The sequence below is a fragment of the Pseudoduganella namucuonensis genome (assembly GCF_900116645.1).
GTDB classification, from domain to species: Bacteria; Pseudomonadota; Gammaproteobacteria; order Burkholderiales; family Burkholderiaceae_D; genus Rugamonas; species Rugamonas namucuonensis.
This window is the reverse complement of the sequence record NZ_FPBO01000016.1, coordinates 57,192-76,328: the sequence shown is the minus strand read 5'-3', so window position 1 is coordinate 76,328 and position 19,137 is coordinate 57,192. Positions and strand designations below refer to the sequence as shown.

The following is a 19,137-nucleotide window of genomic DNA, read 5'->3' as shown; positions in this document are numbered from 1 at the left end:
GCGGCGCGGATTAACCCAGGAACAGCTTGTAGACCGGGTTCTGCGTCTCGTCCCAGTAGCGGTAGCCCAGGGTGGCGAGGAAGCCGGCGAAGGCGTCCATCTCTTCCTGCGGCACCTGCAGGCCGATCAGGATGCGGCCCACGTCGCCGCCCTGCGAGCGGTAGTGGCACAGCGAGATGTTCCAGTTCGGCGCCATCGAATCCAGGAAGCGCATCAGCGCGCCCGGACGCTCGGGGAACTCGAAGCGGTACAGCAGCTCGTCCTTGGCCAGCGCGCTCTTGCCGCCCACCAGGTGGCGCAGGTGGGACTTGGCCAGCTCGTCGTGCGTCAAGTCCAGCGTCTTGAAGTCGTTGGCCTCGAAGTTGCGCGCCAGCGCGCCCGATTCGCCGCGGTCCGAGATCTGCACGCCCACGAACACGTGCGCGTCCTGCTCGTCGCTGATGCGGTAGTTGAACTCGGTGACATTGCGCGGCCCGATCAGCGAGCAGAAGCGCTTGAAGCTGCCGCGCTGCTCGGGCAGCGTGACGGCGAACACCGCCTCGCGCGATTCGCCCAGCTCGGCGCGCTCGGCCACGAAACGCAGCCGGTCGAAGTTCATGTTGGCGCCGCTGGCGATGGTGATCAGCGTTTCGTTCTTGATCGGCTCCTTGGTCAGCTCGGCCCGCTCCACATAGGCCTTGGCGCCGGCGATCGACAGCGCGCCGGACGGCTCCAGGATGCTGCGGGTATCGGTGAACACGTCCTTGATGGCGGCGCAGATGGCGTCGGTGTCGACGATGATGATCTCGTCCACGTACATCTGCGCCAGGCGGAAGGTCTCCTCGCCGGCCAGGCGCACGGCGGTGCCGTCGGCGAACAGGCCGACGTCGGCCAGGGTCACGCGCTCGCCCGCCTTCAGGCTGCGGCCCATGGCGTCGGAGTCGAAGGTGTGCACGCCGATGATCTTGATGTCCGGGCGCACCTGCTTGACGTAGGCCGCCACGCCGGCGATCAGGCCGCCGCCGCCGATCGGCACGAAGATGGCGTGGATGGGGCCGGAGTGCTGGCGCAGGATCTCCATGCCGATGGTGCCCTGGCCGGCGATCACGTCCGGATCGTCGAAGGGGTGCACGAAGGTCAGCTTCTGCTCTTTTTCCAGCGTCAGCGCGTGGTTGTAGGCGTCCGTGTACGACTCGCCGTGCAGCACCACCTCCACGTTGGCGCCGCCGCGCGCGCGCACCGAATCCACCTTCAATTGCGGGGTGGTGGTGGGCATCACGATGGTGGCGCGCACGCCCAGTTTCGCCGCGGAGAAGGCCAGACCCTGTGCGTGGTTGCCCGCCGACGCGCAAATGACGCCGCGCTTCAGCTGCGCCTCGCTCAGGTGCGCCATCTTGTTGTAGGCGCCGCGAATCTTGAAGCTGAACACGTCCTGCATGTCTTCGCGCTTGAAGTAAATTCGGTTCTGGTAGCGCTGCGACAAGGTCGGCGCCAGCTCGAGTGGCGTCTCGTGGGCCACGTCATAGACGCGGGCGGTCAGGATCTTCTTCAGGTAGTCGATAGTCATAGTCTGCGATGTAGTGGGGCCGATGGCTCTGATAAGCGCTGCAAGGACATGCTCTCAACGGCGGGTAACCGCGATGGGGCTGCGAACCTTCGTCCGCGCGGGTGGCGCGGGATTGAGCGGGCGCCGCATGGGTTATCCCTGCGGTACCTCGTGCGGTATGCGCTTTCATTATAATGGACGAATGATCGAATCCACCATCCGCTGGCTGCTGGACCTGCTGGCAGCGCCGGAAGTCGGGCTGACCTCGGTTTTCCTCATCAGCTTCGTGTCCGCCACCCTCGTGCCGCTGGGCTCGGAGCCCGTCGTGTTCGCCACCATCAAGGCCAACGGGGCGCTGTTCTGGCCGGCGATCGCGGTCGCCACCTGCGGCAACACGCTGGGCGGCGCGGTCGACTACTGGCTGGGCTACCGCGCCAAGGTGGCTTTCGCCAAGGAGCGCGAGAGCCGCTGGTTCGCGTGGCTGGCGCGCTACGGCGCGAAAACCATGCTGCTGTCCTGGGTGCCGGGCATCGGCGACCCCCTGTGCACGCTGGGCGGCTGGCTCAAGCTGCCGTTCTGGCCCTGCATCGCCTACATGGCTGTCGGCAAGCTGGCGCGCTACCTGACGATGACCACTTTGTTGCTGTATGTGCCGGACGGCGTCTGGAAAAGCATCGCGCGCGTGCTGGGCTGAGCGTCGTCGGGCTATTTTGCTTGGGGGCGCAAATGGCAAAGGAAAAACGGCTGGATGGCCACCATTGGTATTAAATTGCTAGGAAGTTGCCGTTTTTCGTATAAATTTCGGCGCCCGGCCCCTCGCGCAACCTTGCGGCGCCGAAGGCTAATGGGACGTGGTGCGGCGCAATAAGATAGAATGTTCATCCTTATGGTCAGTCCGCAGTCCCTCAAACCATGAATGCCCCAGCACAAATCCAAGCATTGCTCGCCGAGTCGCCCAACGGTCCCGCGCCCACCCGGCTGCGCGAAATCCCTTACAACTACACGTCGTTTTCCGATCGCGAGATCGTCATCCGGCTGTTGGGGGAGGAGTCCTGGCGCCTGCTCGACGAGCTGCGCGCCGCGCGCCAGACCGGCCGTTCCGCGCGCATGCTGTACGAGGTGCTGGGCGATATCTGGGCCGTGCGCCGCAATCCCTACCTGCAGGACGACCTGCTGGACAATCCCAAGCGCCGCCAGGAGCTGATCGACGCCCTGCACCACCGCCTGCACGAGGTGGACAAGCGTCGCCTGGCGGTGGACGCCGGCGGCGACCAGGCCCGCAGCGAGAACGTGGAAAAGCTGCTGAAGGCGGCCAACCAGGCCGTGGCCGACTTCGGCGCCGAGTTCCGCCAGATGTACGACCTGCGCAAGCGCACCACCAAGGTGCTGGGCCGCTACACGGAAAAGCACAACGTCTGCTTCGACGGCATGAAGCGCATCTCGCACGTGACCGACGCCACCGACTGGCGCGTCGAGTACCCGTTCGTGGTGCTGACGCCCGATAGCGAGGACGAGATGGCCGGCCTGGTCAAGGGCTGCATCGAGCTCGGGCTGACCATCATCCCGCGCGGCGGCGGCACCGGCTACACCGGCGGCGCCATTCCGCTGACGCCGCTGTCGGCCGTCATCAACACGGAAAAGCTGCTCAACATGGGCCCGGTCGAGATGAAGACCCTGCCCGGCGTGGACCGCGAATACGCGACCATCTACACCGGCGCCGGCGTCATCACGAACAAGGTGTCGGAAGCGGCCGAGAAGGCCGGCTTCGTGTTCGCGGTCGACCCGACCTCGGCGCACGCCTCCTGCATCGGCGGCAACATCGCGATGAACGCGGGCGGCAAGAAGGCCGTGCTGTGGGGCACCGCGCTGGACAACCTGGCCTCGTGGAAGATGGTCGACCCGAACGGCGACTGGCTGGAAGTGACCCGCCTGGACCACAACCTGGGCAAGATTCACGACACCCCGCTGGCCCGCTTCAAGCTCGAGTGGACCCACCCGAACGCGCGCGGCGAGTCGAAAGGCGAGCCGTTCAAGACCGAGATCCTGGAGATCGCCGGCCGCGTGTTCCGCAAGGAAGGCCTGGGCAAGGACGTCACCGACAAGTTCCTGGCCGGCCTGCCCGGCATCCAGAAGGAGGGCTGCGACGGCCTGATCACGTCCTCGCGCTGGATCCTGCACAAGATGCCCAAGCACGCGCGCACCGTCTGCCTGGAGTTCTTCGGCCAGGCCCGCGACGCGATCCCGTCGATCGTCGAGATCAAGGATTACCTGGACGGCCTGCCCGCCAAGGGCGAGCAGTTCGCCACGCTGCGCCTGGCCGGCCTGGAGCACCTGGACGAGCGCTACCTGCGCGCGGTCGGCTACGCCACCAAGTCGAAACGCGGCGTGCTGCCGAAGATGGCGCTGTTCGGCGACATCGTCGGCGACGACGAGGACGCGGTGGCCTTGGCCGCCTCGGAGGTGGTGCGCATCGCCAACACCCGCGTGGGCGAGGGCTTCGTGGCCGTGAGCCCGGAGGCGCGCAAGAAGTTCTGGCTGGACCGCGCCCGCACGGCCGCCATCGCCAAGCACACCAACGCCTTCAAGATCAACGAGGACGTGGTGATTCCGCTCAACCGCATGGGCGAGTACACCGACGGCATCGAGCGCATCAACGTCGAGCTGTCGATCACCAACAAGCTGCAGCTGGCGGCCGAGCTGCGCGAGTTCTTCGCCGCCGGCAACCTGCCGATCGGCAAGAGCGACGACGCCTCCGACGACAAGGTCGGCGACGCCGAGATGCTGGGCGACCGCGCGCAACAGGCGCTGGCGCTGCTGGACCTGGTGCAGGAACGCTGGAAGGTCACGCTGGCGCAGCTGGACACCCCGCTGGCCTCGCTGCGCGAGCAACTGCGCGCGCTCGGCCTGGAATCGCTGGACGCGGCCTTCGACGCGCGCCTCGCGCGCCAGCCCGACGCCACCCTGTTCGACGTGGTGCAGGACCGCACCGTGCGCATCAGCTGGAAGCAGGAAATCCGCGCCCAGCTGCGCCACATCTTCAGCGGCGCGGCCTACAAGCTGATCCTGGACGAGGCCGCCGCGATCCACAAGCGCGTGCTGCGCGGCCGCGTGTTCGTGGCGCTGCACATGCACGCCGGCGACGGCAACGTGCACACCAATCTGCCGGTGAACTCGGACCACTACGAGATGCTGCAACTGGCGCACAAGGCCGTGGCGCGCATCATGGCCCTGGCCCGTTCGCTGGACGGCGTGATTTCGGGCGAGCACGGCATCGGCATCACCAAGCTGGAATTCCTCACCGAGGACGAGATCGGCTCGTTCCGCGAATACAAGAAGCGCATCGACCCGGAAGGCCGTTTCAACAAGGGCAAGCTGCTGAACCTGCCCGGCATGGACGCCGACCTGTCCAACGCCTACACGCCGTCGTTCGGCCTGATGGGCCACGAGTCGCTGATCATGCAGCAGAGCGACATCGGCGCCATCGCCAACAGCGTCAAGGACTGCCTGCGCTGCGGCAAGTGCAAGCCCGTGTGCTCGACCCACGTGCCGCGCGCCAACCTGCTGTACTCGCCGCGCGACAAGATCCTGGCGACCTCGTCGCTGATCGAGGCCTTCCTGTACGAGGAGCAGACCCGGCGCGGCATCTCCATCAAGCACTGGGAAGAGTTCGAGGACGTGGCCGACCACTGCACCCTGTGCCACAAGTGCCTGACGCCGTGCCCGGTCAACATCGACTTCGGCGACGTGTCGATGAACATGCGCAACCTGCTGCGCAAGATGGACAAGAAGTCCTTCAACCCCGGCACGGCGGCGGCCATGTTCTTCCTGAACGCGACCGACCCGATGACCATCAACGCCACCCGCGCGGTGATGAAGAACGTGGCCTACAAGGCGCAGCGCCTGGGCAACGACGTGTTGAAGAAGTTCGCCAAGAAGCAGACCAAGGCGCCGCCGCCGTCGCTGGGCAAGCCGGCCATCCGCGAGCAGGTGATCCACTTCATCAACAAGAAGATGCCGGGCAACCTGCCGAAGAAGACCGCGCGCGCGCTGCTGGACATCGAGGACGACAAGGTCATCCCGATCATCCGCAATCCGAAGGCCACCACGGCCGACACGGAAGCGGTGTTCTACTTCCCCGGCTGCGGCTCGGAGCGCCTGTTCTCGCAGGTGGGCCTGGCCACGCAGGCCATGCTGTGGGAAGTGGGCGTGCAGACCGTGCTGCCGCCGGGCTACCTGTGCTGCGGCTATCCGCAGCGCGGCGCCGGCCAGTTCGACAAGGCCGACAAGATGATGACGGACAACCGCGTGCTGTTCCACCGCATGGCCAACACGCTGAACTATCTGGACATCAAGACGGTGCTGGTCTCCTGCGGCACCTGCTACGACCAGCTGGCGACCTACGAGTTCGACAAGATCTTCCCCGGCTGCCGCATCATGGACATCCATGAATACCTGCTGGAGAAGGGCGTCAAGCTGGAAGGCGTCAACGGTACCCGCTACATGTACCACGACCCTTGCCACACGCCGATGAAGATGCAGGACCCGCTGAAAACGGTGAACGGCCTGATCACGACGGTGGATAGCACCAAGATCGAGAAGAACGACCGTTGCTGCGGCGATTCCGGCACCCTGATGGCCTCGCGTCCCGACATTTCGACGCAGGTGCGCTTCCGCAAGGAAGAGGAGATGGTCAAGGGCGCGGACAAGCTGCGCGCCGACGGCTTCACCGGCGAGGTCAAGGTGCTGACCAGCTGCCCGGCCTGCCTGGGCGGCGTCACGCGCTACAGCGAGGACGCCGGCACCACGGCCGACTACATCGTCGTCGAGATCGCCAAGCACCTGCTGGGCGAGAACTGGCTGCCGGCCTACGTCGAGAAAGCCAACAACGGCGGCATCGAGCGGGTGCTGGTGTGACGTCCGGCGCGCCGGCCAGGCCGTGCGACCTGTGCGCGCTGTTGTCCACCCCCGTGGTGGCGCCGGCGTCCGCGCCGCCGGCCGCCGATGGCGGCCCGGTGCTGGTCTGGCGCGACGCGCTGCTGTCCGTGGTCTTCGTCGACGAGCTGAACTACCCCGGCTTCACGCGCGTGGTGTGGAACGGGCACGTGAAGGAAATGACGGACCTGGCGGCCACCGACCGCGAGCACGTGATGTGGGCGGTGTGGCAGGTGGAGGAGGCGCAGCGCGCCGTGATGGCGCCGGAAAAGGTCAACCTGGCCAGCTTCGGCAACATGACGCCGCACGTGCACTGGCACGTGATCCCGCGTTATGCGGACGACGCGCACTTCCCGAATCCAACCTGGGCCGCGGCCCAGCGCGAGCCCGATGCACAGGGGCTGGCCGCGCGCCGCGCCCTGCTGCCGCGATTGCGGGCGGCGATCGTGGCCAATCTGAACAAATAATATGAAAAATCCCACCGGCCTCACGGTCCACAGCAAATCCCGCATCCTCGAAGTGAGCTTCGACGACGGCGCCAGCTTCAACATCCCCTTCGAGCTGCTGCGCGTGTACTCGCCGTCGGCCGAGGTGAAGGGCCACGGCCCGGGACAGGAAGTGCTGCAGGTCGGCAAGCGCGAAGTCGGCGTCAGCGCGCTGGACCCGGTCGGCAACTACGCCGTCAAGCCCACCTTCACGGACGGCCACAGTTCCGGCCTGTTCACCTGGGACTACCTGTACAAGCTGGGCGCCGAACAGGAAGCGCTGTGGCGCGATTACATGGACCGCCTGCACGCCGCCGGTTTCGACGGCGACAGCGGCCGCGAATCCGGCGCCGCGCTGCCCTCGGCCAAGCCCAACCACGGCTGCGGCCACAAGCACTGACCCCGATCCCGCCCCGAGCGGGATTTTTTCTGGCGAACCGAGCCCCATTTGGGGCCAGGCCCCAAATGGGGCTCGGTTCGCTTTGCGGCATCCTGCTGGCGCGCTAGCGAGGGACGGTCCGGTTAATGGTTACACGTACTGCTTGTATAATGAGGGAAGATCAACCGGCAGCCCATCCATGACCAATACCACCCATTTCGGCTACAAGACCGTCAACGAAGACGATAAAGTGAAGGAAGTCGCCAAGGTGTTCCACTCCGTGGCCGCCAAGTACGACGTGATGAACGACTTGATGTCGGCCGGCATGCACCGCCTGTGGAAGACCTTCACCATCGCCAATGCGGCCGTGCGCCCGGGCTTCAAGTGCCTGGACATCGCCGGCGGCACGGGCGACCTGGCCAAGGCCTTCGCCAAGCAGGCCGGCCCCACCGGCGAGGTCTGGCTCACCGATATCAACGAGTCCATGTTGCGCGTGGGACGCGATCGTCTCTTGAATCGTGGTATGGTCACCCCCACGTTGTTGTGTGACGCGGAGAAACTGCCGTTCCCGGACAACTATTTCGACCGCGTCAGCGTCGCTTTCGGCCTGCGCAACATGACCCACAAGGACCAGGCGCTGGCGGAAATGCGCAGGGTGCTGAAGCCGGGAGGCAAGCTGCTGGTGCTGGAATTCTCGAAAGTGGCGGAGCCGCTGCAAAAGCCGTACGATCTGTATTCGTTCTCGGTGCTGCCGTGGCTGGGCCAGAAGATCGCCAACGACGCCGAGAGCTATCGTTATCTCGCCGAATCGATCCGCATGCATCCGGACCAGGAAACCCTGAAAACCATGATGCAGGACGCGGGCCTGGAGCGGGTCCAGTATTACAACCTGACGGCAGGTGTGGCCGCTTTGCACACTGGTATCAAACTGTAAGGACAGGAACTGCCATGAACATGAAAAAATTGATGATAGGCGCCACCCTGGCGCTGATGGTCGGCACGATGATGACCGACGCGCTGGCCCGTCCCATGGGCGGCGGCCGCAGTGTGGGCCGCCAGTCGCAGAACGTGAGCAAGATGGCGCCGCAACCGGCGCCGCCGGTCGCCGCGCCCGCCCCGGGCCGCCAGGCCGCGCCGGCCGCCACGCCGAACGCGCCGGCCGGCATGCCGGTCAAGCCGCCCAGCCCCTGGAAGGGCATCCTGGGCGGCGCGCTGCTGGGCCTGGGCCTGGGCGCGCTGCTGTCGCACTTCGGCCTCGGCGGCGCCCTGGCCAGCGCCATCGGCTCCATCCTGACGATCGCGCTGATCGCCGGCGCGGCCTTCCTGATCTACCGCCTGGTGCGCAGCAAGATGGCGCCGCGCACCGCCTCGCCGGCCGGCTTCGGCAGCAACATGGGCAACAGCGCCGGCGGCAACGCCTGGCAGCAGCAACCCGCCGCCCGCACCCCGGAGATCGGTTCCGGCCTGCCTCCGCTGCAGCCCGCTTCCGGCCTGAACCTGAGCAAGCCGGGCGCGGCGCCCGCCGCGCACACCCCGTGGGGCGTGCCGTCCGACTTCGACACGGCGGCCTTCCTGCGCCACGCGAAGAGCAACTACATCCGCCTGCAGGCGGCCTGGGACAAGGGCGACACCGCCGACATCCGCGAATTCACCACGCCGGAGGTGTTCGCTGAAATGCGCATGCAGATCCAGGAGCGCAACGGCCAGAACGATTACACCGACGTGGTCACCATCGACGCCGAACTGCTGGGCATCGAGAACGACGGCGAGAGCTACCTGGCCAGCGTGAAGTTCTACGGCACCATGAAGCCCGCGCCGGACGCGCTGGCCGAGCCGTTCCAGGAAGTGTGGAACCTGGCCAAGCCCATCCACGGCGACAAGGGCTGGTTGCTGGCCGGCATCCAGCAACTTGCCTGAGACACTGAACATCAGTCCTAGTCTTTGCTAAGATCGAGACCGCCCAGTGTGCCTGGGCGGTTTTGTTTTTTTAAGCGTCCACGCATGTCATCCACCATCCCGAACCTGCCTTCGCCGCTGGCGCCCGTCGCCGCCACCATCAACCACTTGCTGGCGCAAGAGCCCTGGGCCCGCGAGGCCTTGCGCCTGCACGCGGGCAAGGTCGCCTGCATAGCAGCCAGTCCGGTCGTGCTGCGCCTGCGGGTGACCGCCGACGGCATGACCGAGGCCGCCGAGGGGGGCGATGGCGCCGCCAACGTCACCATCCGCCTCAAGCTGTCGGACCTGCCGCTGATCGCGCAAAACCGCGAGCGCGCCTTCTCCTATGTGCAGATCGAGGGCGACGCCGAGTTCGCCAACACGATCTCGCAGCTGTCCAAGTCGCTGCGCTGGGAGGCCGAGCACGACCTGGAGAAGCTGTTCGGGCCGATCGCCGCCAGCCGCCTGGTCGACGGCGCCAGGGCCGCCTTCGGCGCGCTGCTCACCGGCCAGCGCAAACTGGCCGAGAACGCCGCCGAATACTTCCTGGAGGAGAACCCGGTGCTGGTGCGCCCGGTCGTGACGGGGGAATTCGGCGCCGGCGTGACCCGGCTGCGCGACGACGCCGAGCGCTTCGCCAAGCGCCTGGCCAACCTCGAGAAGAAACTGGCGCAGCGCGCGCCCAACCCCACGGACGCCGACGGAAAGCCGACATGATCCTGAAATTCCTGCGCCTGCAACGTATCCTGCGGGTCGCGATCCAGTACGGCCTCGACGAAATCGCCATCTCCGGCCTGGACGTGCCGCGCACCTCCAAGCTGATGGACAAGCTGTTCTTCTGGCGCGACCTGAGCGCCCCGCGCGGCCGCCGCCTGCGCATGGCGCTGGAGGAACTGGGGCCCATCTTCGTCAAGTTCGGCCAGGTGCTGTCCACCCGGCGCGACCTGATCCCGCTCGACATCGTCGAGGAGCTGGCGCTGCTGCAGGACCGCGTGCCGCCCTTCGATTCCGACCTGGCCATCGCGCAGATCGAGCGCTCGCTGGGCGGCCATCCGGACCAGCTGTTCGCCAGCTTCGAGCGCATCCCGGTGGCGTCCGCCTCCATCGCCCAGGTCCACTTCGCCACGCTGAAGGACGGCAAGCAGGTCGCCGTCAAGGTGCTGCGTCCCGGCATGAAGAAGCTGATCGACGAGGACGTGGCGCTGATGCACCTGGCGGCCGAGTTCATCGGCCGCATCTGGGCCGACAGCAAGCGCCTCAAGCCCAGGGAGGTCGTGGCCGAGTTCGACAAATACCTGCACGACGAGCTGGACCTGATGCGCGAGGCGGCCAACGCCAGCCAGCTGCGCCGCAACTTCGCCGAGGGCGCGCTGCTGATGGTGCCGGAGATGTACTGGGACTATTGCTCCTCGGACGTGATCGTCATGGAGCGCATGCACGGCATTCCCGTGTCGCAGATCGAACGCCTGGCCGAGGCCGGCGTGGACCTGAAAAAGCTGTCCAGCGACGGCGTCGAGATCTTCTTCACCCAGGTGTTCCGCGACGGCTTCTTCCACGCGGACATGCACCCCGGTAACATCCTGGTGTCCATCGACCCCGCCACGTTCGGCCGCTACATCGCGCTGGACTTCGGCATCGTCGGCACCCTGAACGACTTCGACAAGGACTATCTGTCGCAGAACTTCCTGGCCTTTTTCCGGCGCGACTACAAGCGCGTGGCCGAGGCCCACATCGAGTCCGGCTGGGCGCCCAAGGAGACCCGCGTCGACGAGCTCGAGTCCGCCGTGCGCGCCTGTTGCGAACCCATTTTCGACCGGCCGCTGAAGGACATCTCCTTCGGCCAGATCCTGCTGCGCCTGTTCCAGACCTCGCGCCGCTTCAACGTCGAGGTGCAGCCGCAACTGGTGCTGCTGCAGAAGACGCTGCTCAACATCGAGGGCCTGGGCCGCCAGCTGGACCCGGACCTGGACCTGTGGAAGACCGCCAAGCCCTACCTGGAGCGCTGGATGGCCGAGCAGGTGGGCTGGCAGGGCATGCTGGAGCGCCTGAAGGCCGAGGCGCCGCGCTACACCCATGTGCTGCCGCAGCTGCCGCGCCTGGTGCACCGAGCACTGACCGTGGCCAGCGAACCGAACAACACGAACAACGAGCTGCTGCGCGTGCTGATCGACGAGCAGCAGCGCACCAACCGCCTGCTCAGCTTTGTCATCTATTTCGCCGGCGCCTTCGTGATCGGCGCGGTCGGGCTGCGGCTGTACTTCCAGTGGCGAGGGATGCTGTGAACTTCCAGAGCCGCGACCCGCTGTCGCCCGCGTTCTGGGACGAGCGCTTCGAACAACGGTTCACGCCGTGGGACAGGGGAGGGGTGCCGGAGCGGCTGCGCAGCTTCGTGGCCGACTCGTCATTCCCGGACGAGCCGCCGGCGGTGCTGATCCCCGGCTGCGGCTCCGCCTGGGAACTGGCCCACTTCAGTGAATCGGGCTGGAGCGCCACCGCCATCGACTTCTCTCCCTCCGCCGTGGCCGCCGCGCGAGCCGCCGTCGGTCCGCGATGGCAGGAGCGGGTGGTGGAGGCCGACTTCTTCGCCTGGCAACCGTCGACGCCGCTGCGGCTGATCTATGAACGCGCCTTCCTGTGCGCCTTGCCCCGGGAAATGTGGCCGCGAGTGGCCGCGCGCTGGGCGGAACTGCTGGCGCCGGGCGCCTTGCTGGCTGGCTACTTCTTCTTCGACGACAACGAAAAAGGCCCGCCGTTCGGCATCGCCCGCGAGCGGCTCGATGCCTTGCTGCAAGCCTCCTTCATCCTGGTCGAGGACGAGCCCGTCACCGATTCCATCCCCGTGTTCGAGGGCAAGGAGCGCTGGATGGTGTGGCGTCGAACCTGATATCGCGTTACGGCCGGGAAAAGGCTTTATAATTCAGGGTTTTGATGATTTTTGCGGAGTAATTGATGCCTATCTACGCTTACCGCTGCGATGATTGTGGCTTTAGCAAGGATGTCTTGCAAAAGATGTCCGATCCACAACTGACCGACTGCCCCACCTGCGGCAAGGCGGCGTTCAAGAAGCAGCTGACGGCCGCCGGCTTCCAATTAAAGGGAACCGGCTGGTACGTGACCGATTTCCGTGGCGGCGCCAAGGCCCCGACCACCGCGGTCTCCGGCGCCCCGGCCGGCGGCGGCGCCGCGCCCAAAGCCGACGCGCCCAAGGCGGACGCCCCGGCCGCCGCGGCGGCGCCCACGCCGGCGCCCACCAAATCCGACTGAGCGGCAAGAGGAACACTAGAGGAACACGATGCGCAAATACTTCATTACCGGACTGCTGATCCTGGTGCCGCTGGCGATCACCGCCTGGGTGCTGAGCCTGGTGATCAGCACCATGGACCAGTCGCTGCTGTTCGTGCCCGAACGCTGGCAGCCGCGCACCCTGATCGGTTTTGACATCCCCGGCCTGGGCACCATCCTGACCGTGCTGATCGTGTTCCTGACCGGCCTGCTGACCAACAACCTGGTCGGCAACTACATCGTGCGCCTGTGGGAAAAGCTGCTGCACCGCATCCCCGTCGTCAGCTCGCTGTACGGCAGCGTCAAGCAAGTGTCGGACACCTTGTTCAGCTCGTCCGGCAACGCCTTCCGCAAGGCCGTGCTGATCCCGTATCCGCACCAGGACTGCCGCACCATCGCCTTCCTGACCGGGGTGCCCGGCGGCGACGTGAAGAACCACCTGGAGGGCGAGTACGTGAGCGTGTACGTGCCCACCACGCCGAACCCGACGTCGGGATTCTTCCTGATGCTGGCAAAAAAAGATGTCATCGAACTCGACATGAGTGTCGATGCCGCCCTGAAATACATCGTATCGATGGGTGTGGTTGCGCCCGAATGAACCAAATTAACCTGAACTGAGAAATAAACCATGTCTATGCGCACTCACTACTGCGGCCTCACCACTGAAGCCCAGCTCGGACAAACCGTCAGCCTGTGCGGCTGGGTACACCGTCGCCGCGACCACGGCGGCGTGATCTTCATCGACCTGCGCGACCGCGAAGGCCTGGTTCAGGTGGTCTGCAATCCGGAGCAGGCCGAGGTCTTCAAGACCGCCGAATCGGTGCGCAACGAGTACTGCCTGCGCGTGACCGGCGTGGTCAAGGACCGCCTGGCCGGCACCGTCAACGCCAACCTGAAATCGGGCAAGATCGAAGTGGTCTGCTCGCAACTGGAAGTGCTGAACGCCTCCGTGGCCGTTCCTTTCCAGCTGGACGACGACAACCTGTCCGAGACCACCCGCCTGACCCACCGCGTGCTGGACCTGCGCCGTCCGCAAATGCAGAACAACCTGCGCCTGCGTTACAAGGTCACGATGGAAGTGCGCAAGTACCTGGACGACCTGGGCTTCATCGACATCGAAACCCCGACCCTGACCAAGTCGACCCCCGAAGGCGCGCGCGACTACCTGGTGCCGTCGCGCGTCAACGCCGGCAACTTCTTCGCGCTGCCGCAGTCGCCGCAGCTGTTCAAGCAACTGCTGATGGTGGCCAACTTCGACCGCTACTACCAGATCACCAAGTGCTTCCGCGACGAGGACCTGCGCGCCGACCGCCAGCCCGAGTTCACCCAGATCGACTGCGAAACCTCGTTCCTGAACGAGCAGGAGATCCGCGACCTGTTCGAGGACATGATCCGCAAGGTCTTCAAGAACACCATGTCGGTCGACCTGCCTAACCCGTTCCCGGTGATGGACTTCTACGAGGCCATGGGCAAATACGGTTCGGACAAGCCGGACATGCGCGTCAAGCTCGAGTTCACCGAGCTGACCGAGGTGATGAAGGACGTCGACTTCAAGGTCTTCGCCGGCGCCGCCAACATGCCGAACGGCCGCGTGGTCGGCCTGCGCGTGCCGAAGGGCGGCGACATGCCCCGTTCGGAAATCGACGCCTACACCCAGTTCGTCGCCATCTACGGCGCCAAGGGCCTGGCCTACATCAAGGTCAACGAGAAGGCCAAGGGCCGCGACGGCCTGCAATCGCCGATCGTCAAGAACCTGCACGACAACGCGCTGGCCAAGATCCTGGAACTGACCGGCGCCGAGGACGGCGACCTGATCTTCTTCGGCGCGGACAAGGCCAAGGTGGTGAACGACGCCATCGGCGCGCTGCGCGTGAAGATCGGCCACTCCGAGTTCGGCAAGAAGGCCGGCCTGTTCGACGACGTGTGGGCGCCGCTGTGGGTGGTGGACTTCCCGATGTTCGAATACGACGAGGAGGCGGACCGCTGGACCGCGACCCACCACCCGTTCACCGCGCCGAAGGACGGCCACGAGGACATGCTGGAAACCAATCCGGGCGCCTGCATCGCCAAGGCCTACGACATGGTGCTGAACGGCTGGGAACTGGGCGGCGGTTCGATCCGTATCCACCGCGAGGAAGTGCAGTCGAAAGTGTTCCGCGCGCTGAAGATCGACGCCGACGAGGCCCGCCTGAAGTTCGGCTTCCTGCTGGACGCGCTGCAATACGGCGCGCCTCCGCACGGCGGCCTGGCCTTCGGCCTGGACCGTATCGTGACCCTGATGACCAAGTCCGATTCGATCCGCGACGTGATCGCCTTCCCGAAAACCCAGCGCGCCCAGTGCCTGCTGACCCAGGCGCCGTCGGAAGTGGACGAGAAGCAGCTGAAAGAGCTGCACATCCGCCTGCGCGCGGCCGAGCCGAAAGTGGCTGGTTGATGTAGCAATGGAAAAGGCGCCTCGGCGCCTTTTCTTTTATGTGAACGCATGAAGCCCTACAAGATTCCCGAATCCGTCCTGGTGGTGATCCACACCGCCGACCTGCAGGTGCTGCTGATCGAGCGCGCGGACAAGCCCGGCTATTGGCAGTCCGTGACCGGCTCGCTGGACGCGGTCGACGAGCCCTTGCTGGCCACGGCCACGCGCGAGCTGTTCGAGGAGACCGGCATCGTCGCCGACGGCGAGCGCGTCGTCCTGCGCGACTGGAAGCTGTCCAACATTTACGAGATCTACCCGGTCTGGCGGCACCGTTACGCGCCGGGCGTGACGCTGAACACCGAGCACGTGTTCAGCGTCGAGGTGCCGCGCGACATCCCCATCCTGCTCAGTCCGCGCGAGCATGTGCAATACAGGTGGCTGCCCTACCTGGAGGCGGCCGACCAGTGCTTCTCCTCGTCGAACGCCGAGGCGGTGCTGCAGCTGCCGCGTCAGCTGGCGTCCTTCCGCTAGGCGTCGATCGCGGGTTGCCGGCCTGGCCATTTTGCTTTATCGTCAAAGTCCCACACCTCTGCGAGACGACGCGATGACCATCCTGATCCTTGGCCTGCTGCTCTTCCTGGGCGCGCATTCCGTGCGCATCTTCGCCGAGTCCTGGCGCACGCGGATGCGCGCCCGCCTGGGCGAGAACGGCTGGAAGGGCGTGTATTCGCTGGTCTCGATCGCCGGCTTCGCGCTCATCGTCTGGGGCTACGGCCTGGCGCGGCAGGCGCCCGTGGTGGTGTGGGTGCCGCCGACGGGCATGCGCCACCTGGCCGCGCTGCTGACGCTGTTCTCCTTCATCTTCATCGCGGCCGCCTACGTGCCGCGCAACGGCATCAAGGCCAAGCTGCACCATCCGATGGTGCTGGGCGTGAAAGTGTGGGCGCTGGCGCACCTGCTGGCCAACGGCAACCTGGCCGACATCGTGCTGTTCGGCGCCTTCCTGCTATGGGCCGTGCTCGACTTCCGCGCCGCGCGGCGGCGCGACCGGCACACGGGCGCGGTCTATCCCGCCGGCACGGTCTCCGGCACCGTCGTCACCGCCGTGGCGGGCATCGTCGCCTGGGCCGCGTTCGCCTTCTGGCTGCACGCCAAGCTCATCGGCGTGCATCCCTTCCTGGTCTGACGAGCGCATCAACCCGCGAGTTGCTGCTCCAGCGTCTTGGTGTAGGGCATATCAACATCGCCCGTGTGCTTGGTGGTCACGGTTTCGATCAGCATGATCCAGCACTCCTCGTCGGCAACGGGCTTGTGCTGGACGCCGCGCGGCACCACATGCAGCGAACCCTGCGGCAAATCGACCACGCGGTCCTCGTAATGGATACGCAGATGGCCGCGCACGATGTAAAACAGTTCGTCCTCGTGCTCGTGGCTGTGCCAGGTGATCTCGCCTTGCACCTTGGCCAGCTTCACATATTGGTCGTTCACCTGCGCGATCACCTTCGGCGACCAAAGTTCGTTCACCGTGCCGAACGCGGCGGCAAGATCGACTGACTCCGCAAAAGTTTTCATGGCTGCTCTGTTGGTAAAAGATACACTATAGCATCCCGTTCCCGCCCGGTATATTCAACCATGCCTGGCCAGGGAGCGCTCTTCATGGCCGCCTGGCGTGGCGTCGGACCGGGCCAGCGGCGCCGTCAGCAGATAGGCCTGGACCGGGCCGATGCCCTTGACCTCGATCTCGCCGCGCGCCTCGAAGGCGAACCGGTCGGCCAGCCGCTGATAGGCGGATTCGGAAGCCTGCACCCGGTTCGGCAGCCCGCTGGACTCCATCCGGCTGGCCATGTTCACCGACTCGCCCCACATGTCGTAGGTGTAGCGGTTCTTGCCGATCACGCCGGCCACCAGGCTGCCGCTGTGGATGCCGACCCGGACCCCGATCGGCAGCTTGTACTTGAGCGCCACCGCGCGGGTGATTTCGATCATCTCCAGCGCCAGTTGCGCGATCAGCACCGTGCGCCGCTCCTCCGCCACCGGCGGTCCGCAGGCGGCCATGTAGCCGTCGCCGATGGTCTTGATCTTTTCCACGCCGAGGCGCTCGGCCGCCAGGTCGTATTCGAAGAACAGCTCGTTGAGCAGTTGCACCAGCGTGCGCGGCGCGATCTGCTGGGTGAGCGTGGTGAAGCCGACCAGGTCCGAGAACAGCACCGCGATCTCCGCGTGCGAATCGGCGATGGGGAACTCGCCGCCCTCGATGCGCGTGGCGATCTTGTGCGGCACCAGGTTGTACAGCAGCTCCTTGTAGCGCTCCTTTTCCATCTCCAGCGTGCGCAGCGTGATGAACTGGCGCCGGCGCAGCATGTCGAACAGGCAGCAGGTGGCGGCGCCCAGCGCCATCGTCATGACCGCGTTGGAGAAATGGCCGTTCAGGAACTGTTCCGTGTCCACGGCGGTCCACAGCAGGTTGCCGGCCGTGTAGATCGCCAGCACCGCGGCCGCCACGCCCAGCGCCCACGGCGGCCGCAGGCAGGACAGCGTGAACGTGGCCAGGATGATCATGATGAAGTTGCCCTCGCCGACCGAACCGGACAGGCCGTAAAAGCCCGGCTCGAACACCAGGAAGATGGCCGCGATCAGCACGGAATACAGCAGCAGGAAGCTCGAGATGATGAGCTCCGCGTAGCCCAACAGCGGCCGCTGCCGGAGCGCGTACCACGTGCCCAGGCACAGCGGCACCACCAGGTAGATGCGGATGTTGGTGGCCACGTGGCCGTTGGACGACAACATCGTGTCCTGCCACATGAAGGCCAGCGCCAGGATCAACGCCACCAGCAGGCCCCAGCGCGAGGCTGCGACCAGCTCCTCCCGCTGCGCCTTGCGGTACAGCGCCTCCCAGGCCGGGTCGCTGAAGCGCAGCCTGCGCCGCGCCTGCCGCGGCACGCCGGCCGGCCCGGCGCCTTCGTCCGGAGTGGGGCGCTCGTCCCTCACCAGAGTATCCCCACCGAGAAGTTGAACAGGCTGGAGCGTCCGAACTCGGGCCGCAGCTCGGGGAACATGTCGCGCTGGTAGGCCAGGTCGATGACGAGGTAAGGGGCGGGCGTCAGGCCCAGGCCCAGGGTCTGGCCGGTGTGGCCGCCGCGGTCGTGGGCCAGGCCGCCGCGCAGGAACAACCAGGGCCGCAGCTGCTGTTCCAGCCCGGCGAACAGGATGCGCGATGTCATGGCGCCGTCGATCCCGGTGTAGCGCGCCCGCAGCACGTCGGCGTACACCGATGATTGCCCGTCGTACGCGTAATTGAGTCCGGCGCGCACGGCGCGGCTGTGGCTGCGGTCGCTGAACCGCACGCTGCACAGGCAGCCCGGATCGAGCGCGGCGGTGTCGGCCCGCGCGCGGGCGTAATCGGCCATCAGGCCGGCCGACAGCCGCGCCGACGGGACCCACAGCAGACCCAGCTTCAGTCCGTCGGTCTCGGTGGCGCCGTCGGCCAGCAACATGCCGCCCAGGCCGGCCCTGCTGCGGAAGCGGGACGTGTTGAGGTTGACGCCCAGGGCCAGCTCCCCGCCGAGTTTTCCGCCCCATTGCAGTTGGGCAGCGTGGCCGTCGAGCAGCAGGAAATCGCCGCGCTGCGGGCCGTCGTTGGCGATGCGGGTGTAGGAGGGCTGGAAGCCTCCCAGTCCCGGCACGCTGGCGCCGGCGGACAAGGTGGAAATCTTCAGGTCGGGCGCGTTGGCGAAACGCAGGCGGCTGTATTGCGGGCTGAGCACATAGCCGCCGCCCTGCGGCGCGATCCAGTCCGTGGCCGCCGGATTGACGCTGCTGGGGTAGCGGCTGCCGGCCGAGGCGCCGCCGTAGCCGGCCACGTCGCCATAGGACGAAAACCTGGCCAGCGCGGCCGGGAAACGCAGGGCGAAGCCGTGCGCGGCGTAATCCTCGGCCAGCGCCGGATTGGCGGCGAAGGCCATCGCCGCCATGGCGCAAGCGCGCGCTTTTCGACCCCACATAAGCGATTCCTCCTTGGCAACTTATCTAGAATATATGAAGAAGGCGAAATTCCATACAGAAATAGCGGCGTTGTTGCAAGGCCGCACAGGGTGGCGGGCGAGCCGCCTAGCTTGCCGGACCGGCCGCGTCTGTGGTCCGCCGCACCGAAGCCCCCGCGCACAATAGCTGTACGGCAAGCAAGCTG

18 protein-coding genes are annotated in these 19,137 nt (G+C 66.1%); 14 read left to right on the top strand and 4 right to left on the bottom strand.

Going from position 1 to position 19,137, the window contains the following annotated elements; translation table 11 throughout:
• Positions 1-10: 10 nt before the first annotated feature.
• Positions 11-1,570: a threonine ammonia-lyase, biosynthetic gene (gene ilvA, locus BM436_RS17635; protein ID WP_259741436.1), complete on the bottom strand. Its 1,560-nt coding sequence runs from the start codon at positions 1,568-1,570 to the stop codon at positions 11-13.
• A gap of 157 nt (positions 1,571-1,727) precedes the next feature.
• Between ilvA and BM436_RS17630 the strand changes: the two genes are divergently transcribed.
• From BM436_RS17630 to BM436_RS17565, 14 genes are all read left to right on the top strand, one after another.
• Positions 1,728-2,219 (top strand): YqaA family protein, encoded by a 492-nt coding sequence (locus tag BM436_RS17630; RefSeq protein ID WP_093556839.1) that lies wholly within the window; start codon positions 1,728-1,730, stop codon positions 2,217-2,219.
• Positions 2,220-2,437: 218 nt separating this feature from the next.
• Positions 2,438-6,439: a DUF3683 domain-containing protein gene (locus tag BM436_RS17625; RefSeq protein ID WP_093556838.1), complete on the top strand. Its 4,002-nt coding sequence runs from the start codon at positions 2,438-2,440 to the stop codon at positions 6,437-6,439.
• Positions 6,440-6,495: 56 nt separating this feature from the next.
• Positions 6,496-6,924 carry an HIT family protein gene (locus BM436_RS17620; RefSeq protein ID WP_093556928.1) on the top strand — a complete coding sequence of 143 codons (429 nt, stop codon included), beginning with the start codon at positions 6,496-6,498 and terminating at the stop codon, positions 6,922-6,924.
• A gap of 1 nt (position 6,925) precedes the next feature.
• Positions 6,926-7,342: a gamma-butyrobetaine hydroxylase family protein gene (locus BM436_RS17615; RefSeq protein WP_093556837.1), complete on the top strand. Its 417-nt coding sequence runs from the start codon at positions 6,926-6,928 to the stop codon at positions 7,340-7,342.
• A 178-nt stretch (positions 7,343-7,520) separates the two neighbouring features.
• Positions 7,521-8,255, top strand: a complete 735-nt coding sequence (gene ubiE / locus BM436_RS17610) for a bifunctional demethylmenaquinone methyltransferase/2-methoxy-6-polyprenyl-1,4-benzoquinol methylase UbiE (RefSeq protein WP_093556836.1) — start codon at positions 7,521-7,523, stop codon at positions 8,253-8,255.
• Positions 8,256-8,269: 14 nt separating this feature from the next.
• Positions 8,270-9,238 carry a Tim44 domain-containing protein gene (locus BM436_RS17605; protein WP_093556835.1) on the top strand — a complete coding sequence of 323 codons (969 nt, stop codon included), beginning with the start codon at positions 8,270-8,272 and terminating at the stop codon, positions 9,236-9,238.
• A gap of 84 nt (positions 9,239-9,322) precedes the next feature.
• On the top strand, positions 9,323-9,973 hold the full coding sequence (locus BM436_RS17600) for a ubiquinone biosynthesis accessory factor UbiJ (RefSeq protein WP_093556834.1): 651 nt from the start codon (positions 9,323-9,325) through the stop codon (positions 9,971-9,973).
• Positions 9,970-11,538 (top strand): ubiquinone biosynthesis regulatory protein kinase UbiB, encoded by a 1,569-nt coding sequence (gene ubiB, locus BM436_RS17595; protein ID WP_093556833.1) that lies wholly within the window; start codon positions 9,970-9,972, stop codon positions 11,536-11,538. The genes BM436_RS17600 and ubiB overlap by 4 nt, the downstream gene beginning before the upstream one ends.
• On the top strand, positions 11,535-12,140 hold the full coding sequence (locus BM436_RS17590) for a methyltransferase domain-containing protein (RefSeq protein ID WP_093556832.1): 606 nt from the start codon (positions 11,535-11,537) through the stop codon (positions 12,138-12,140). Before ubiB ends, BM436_RS17590 begins: the two co-directional genes overlap by 4 nt.
• A gap of 65 nt (positions 12,141-12,205) precedes the next feature.
• Positions 12,206-12,520, top strand: coding sequence for an FmdB family zinc ribbon protein (locus BM436_RS17585; protein ID WP_093556831.1), 315 nt, complete (start codon positions 12,206-12,208; stop codon positions 12,518-12,520).
• Between the two features lie 28 nt (positions 12,521-12,548).
• Positions 12,549-13,136 carry a DUF502 domain-containing protein gene (locus BM436_RS17580; protein WP_093556830.1) on the top strand — a complete coding sequence of 196 codons (588 nt, stop codon included), beginning with the start codon at positions 12,549-12,551 and terminating at the stop codon, positions 13,134-13,136.
• A 30-nt stretch (positions 13,137-13,166) separates the two neighbouring features.
• Positions 13,167-14,972 carry an aspartate--tRNA ligase gene (gene aspS, locus BM436_RS17575; protein ID WP_177307295.1) on the top strand — a complete coding sequence of 602 codons (1,806 nt, stop codon included), beginning with the start codon at positions 13,167-13,169 and terminating at the stop codon, positions 14,970-14,972.
• A 48-nt stretch (positions 14,973-15,020) separates the two neighbouring features.
• Positions 15,021-15,482, top strand: a complete 462-nt coding sequence (gene nudB, locus BM436_RS17570; protein WP_093556828.1) for a dihydroneopterin triphosphate diphosphatase — start codon at positions 15,021-15,023, stop codon at positions 15,480-15,482.
• Between the two features lie 73 nt (positions 15,483-15,555).
• Complete coding sequence (locus BM436_RS17565) at positions 15,556-16,137, top strand: NnrU family protein (protein WP_093556827.1); 582 nt, start codon at positions 15,556-15,558, stop codon at positions 16,135-16,137.
• 8 nt (positions 16,138-16,145) lie between these two features.
• Here the strand turns inward: BM436_RS17565 and BM436_RS17560 are convergent, their stop codons facing one another.
• The 3 genes from BM436_RS17560 to BM436_RS17550 are packed head-to-tail and all read right to left on the bottom strand — an operon-like array spanning position 16,146 to position 18,952.
• Positions 16,146-16,523, bottom strand: coding sequence for a cupin domain-containing protein (locus tag BM436_RS17560; RefSeq protein WP_093556826.1), 378 nt, complete (start codon positions 16,521-16,523; stop codon positions 16,146-16,148).
• A gap of 54 nt (positions 16,524-16,577) precedes the next feature.
• Entirely contained in the window at positions 16,578-17,939 is a 1,362-nt protein-coding gene (locus BM436_RS17555; RefSeq protein ID WP_143133209.1) for an adenylate/guanylate cyclase domain-containing protein, read from the bottom strand.
• A complete protein-coding gene (locus BM436_RS17550; RefSeq protein WP_143133207.1) occupies positions 17,936-18,952 on the bottom strand; it encodes a hypothetical protein in 1,017 nt (338 codons plus the stop codon). The genes BM436_RS17555 and BM436_RS17550 overlap by 4 nt, the downstream gene beginning before the upstream one ends.
• Positions 18,953-19,137: the final 185 nt, after the last annotated feature.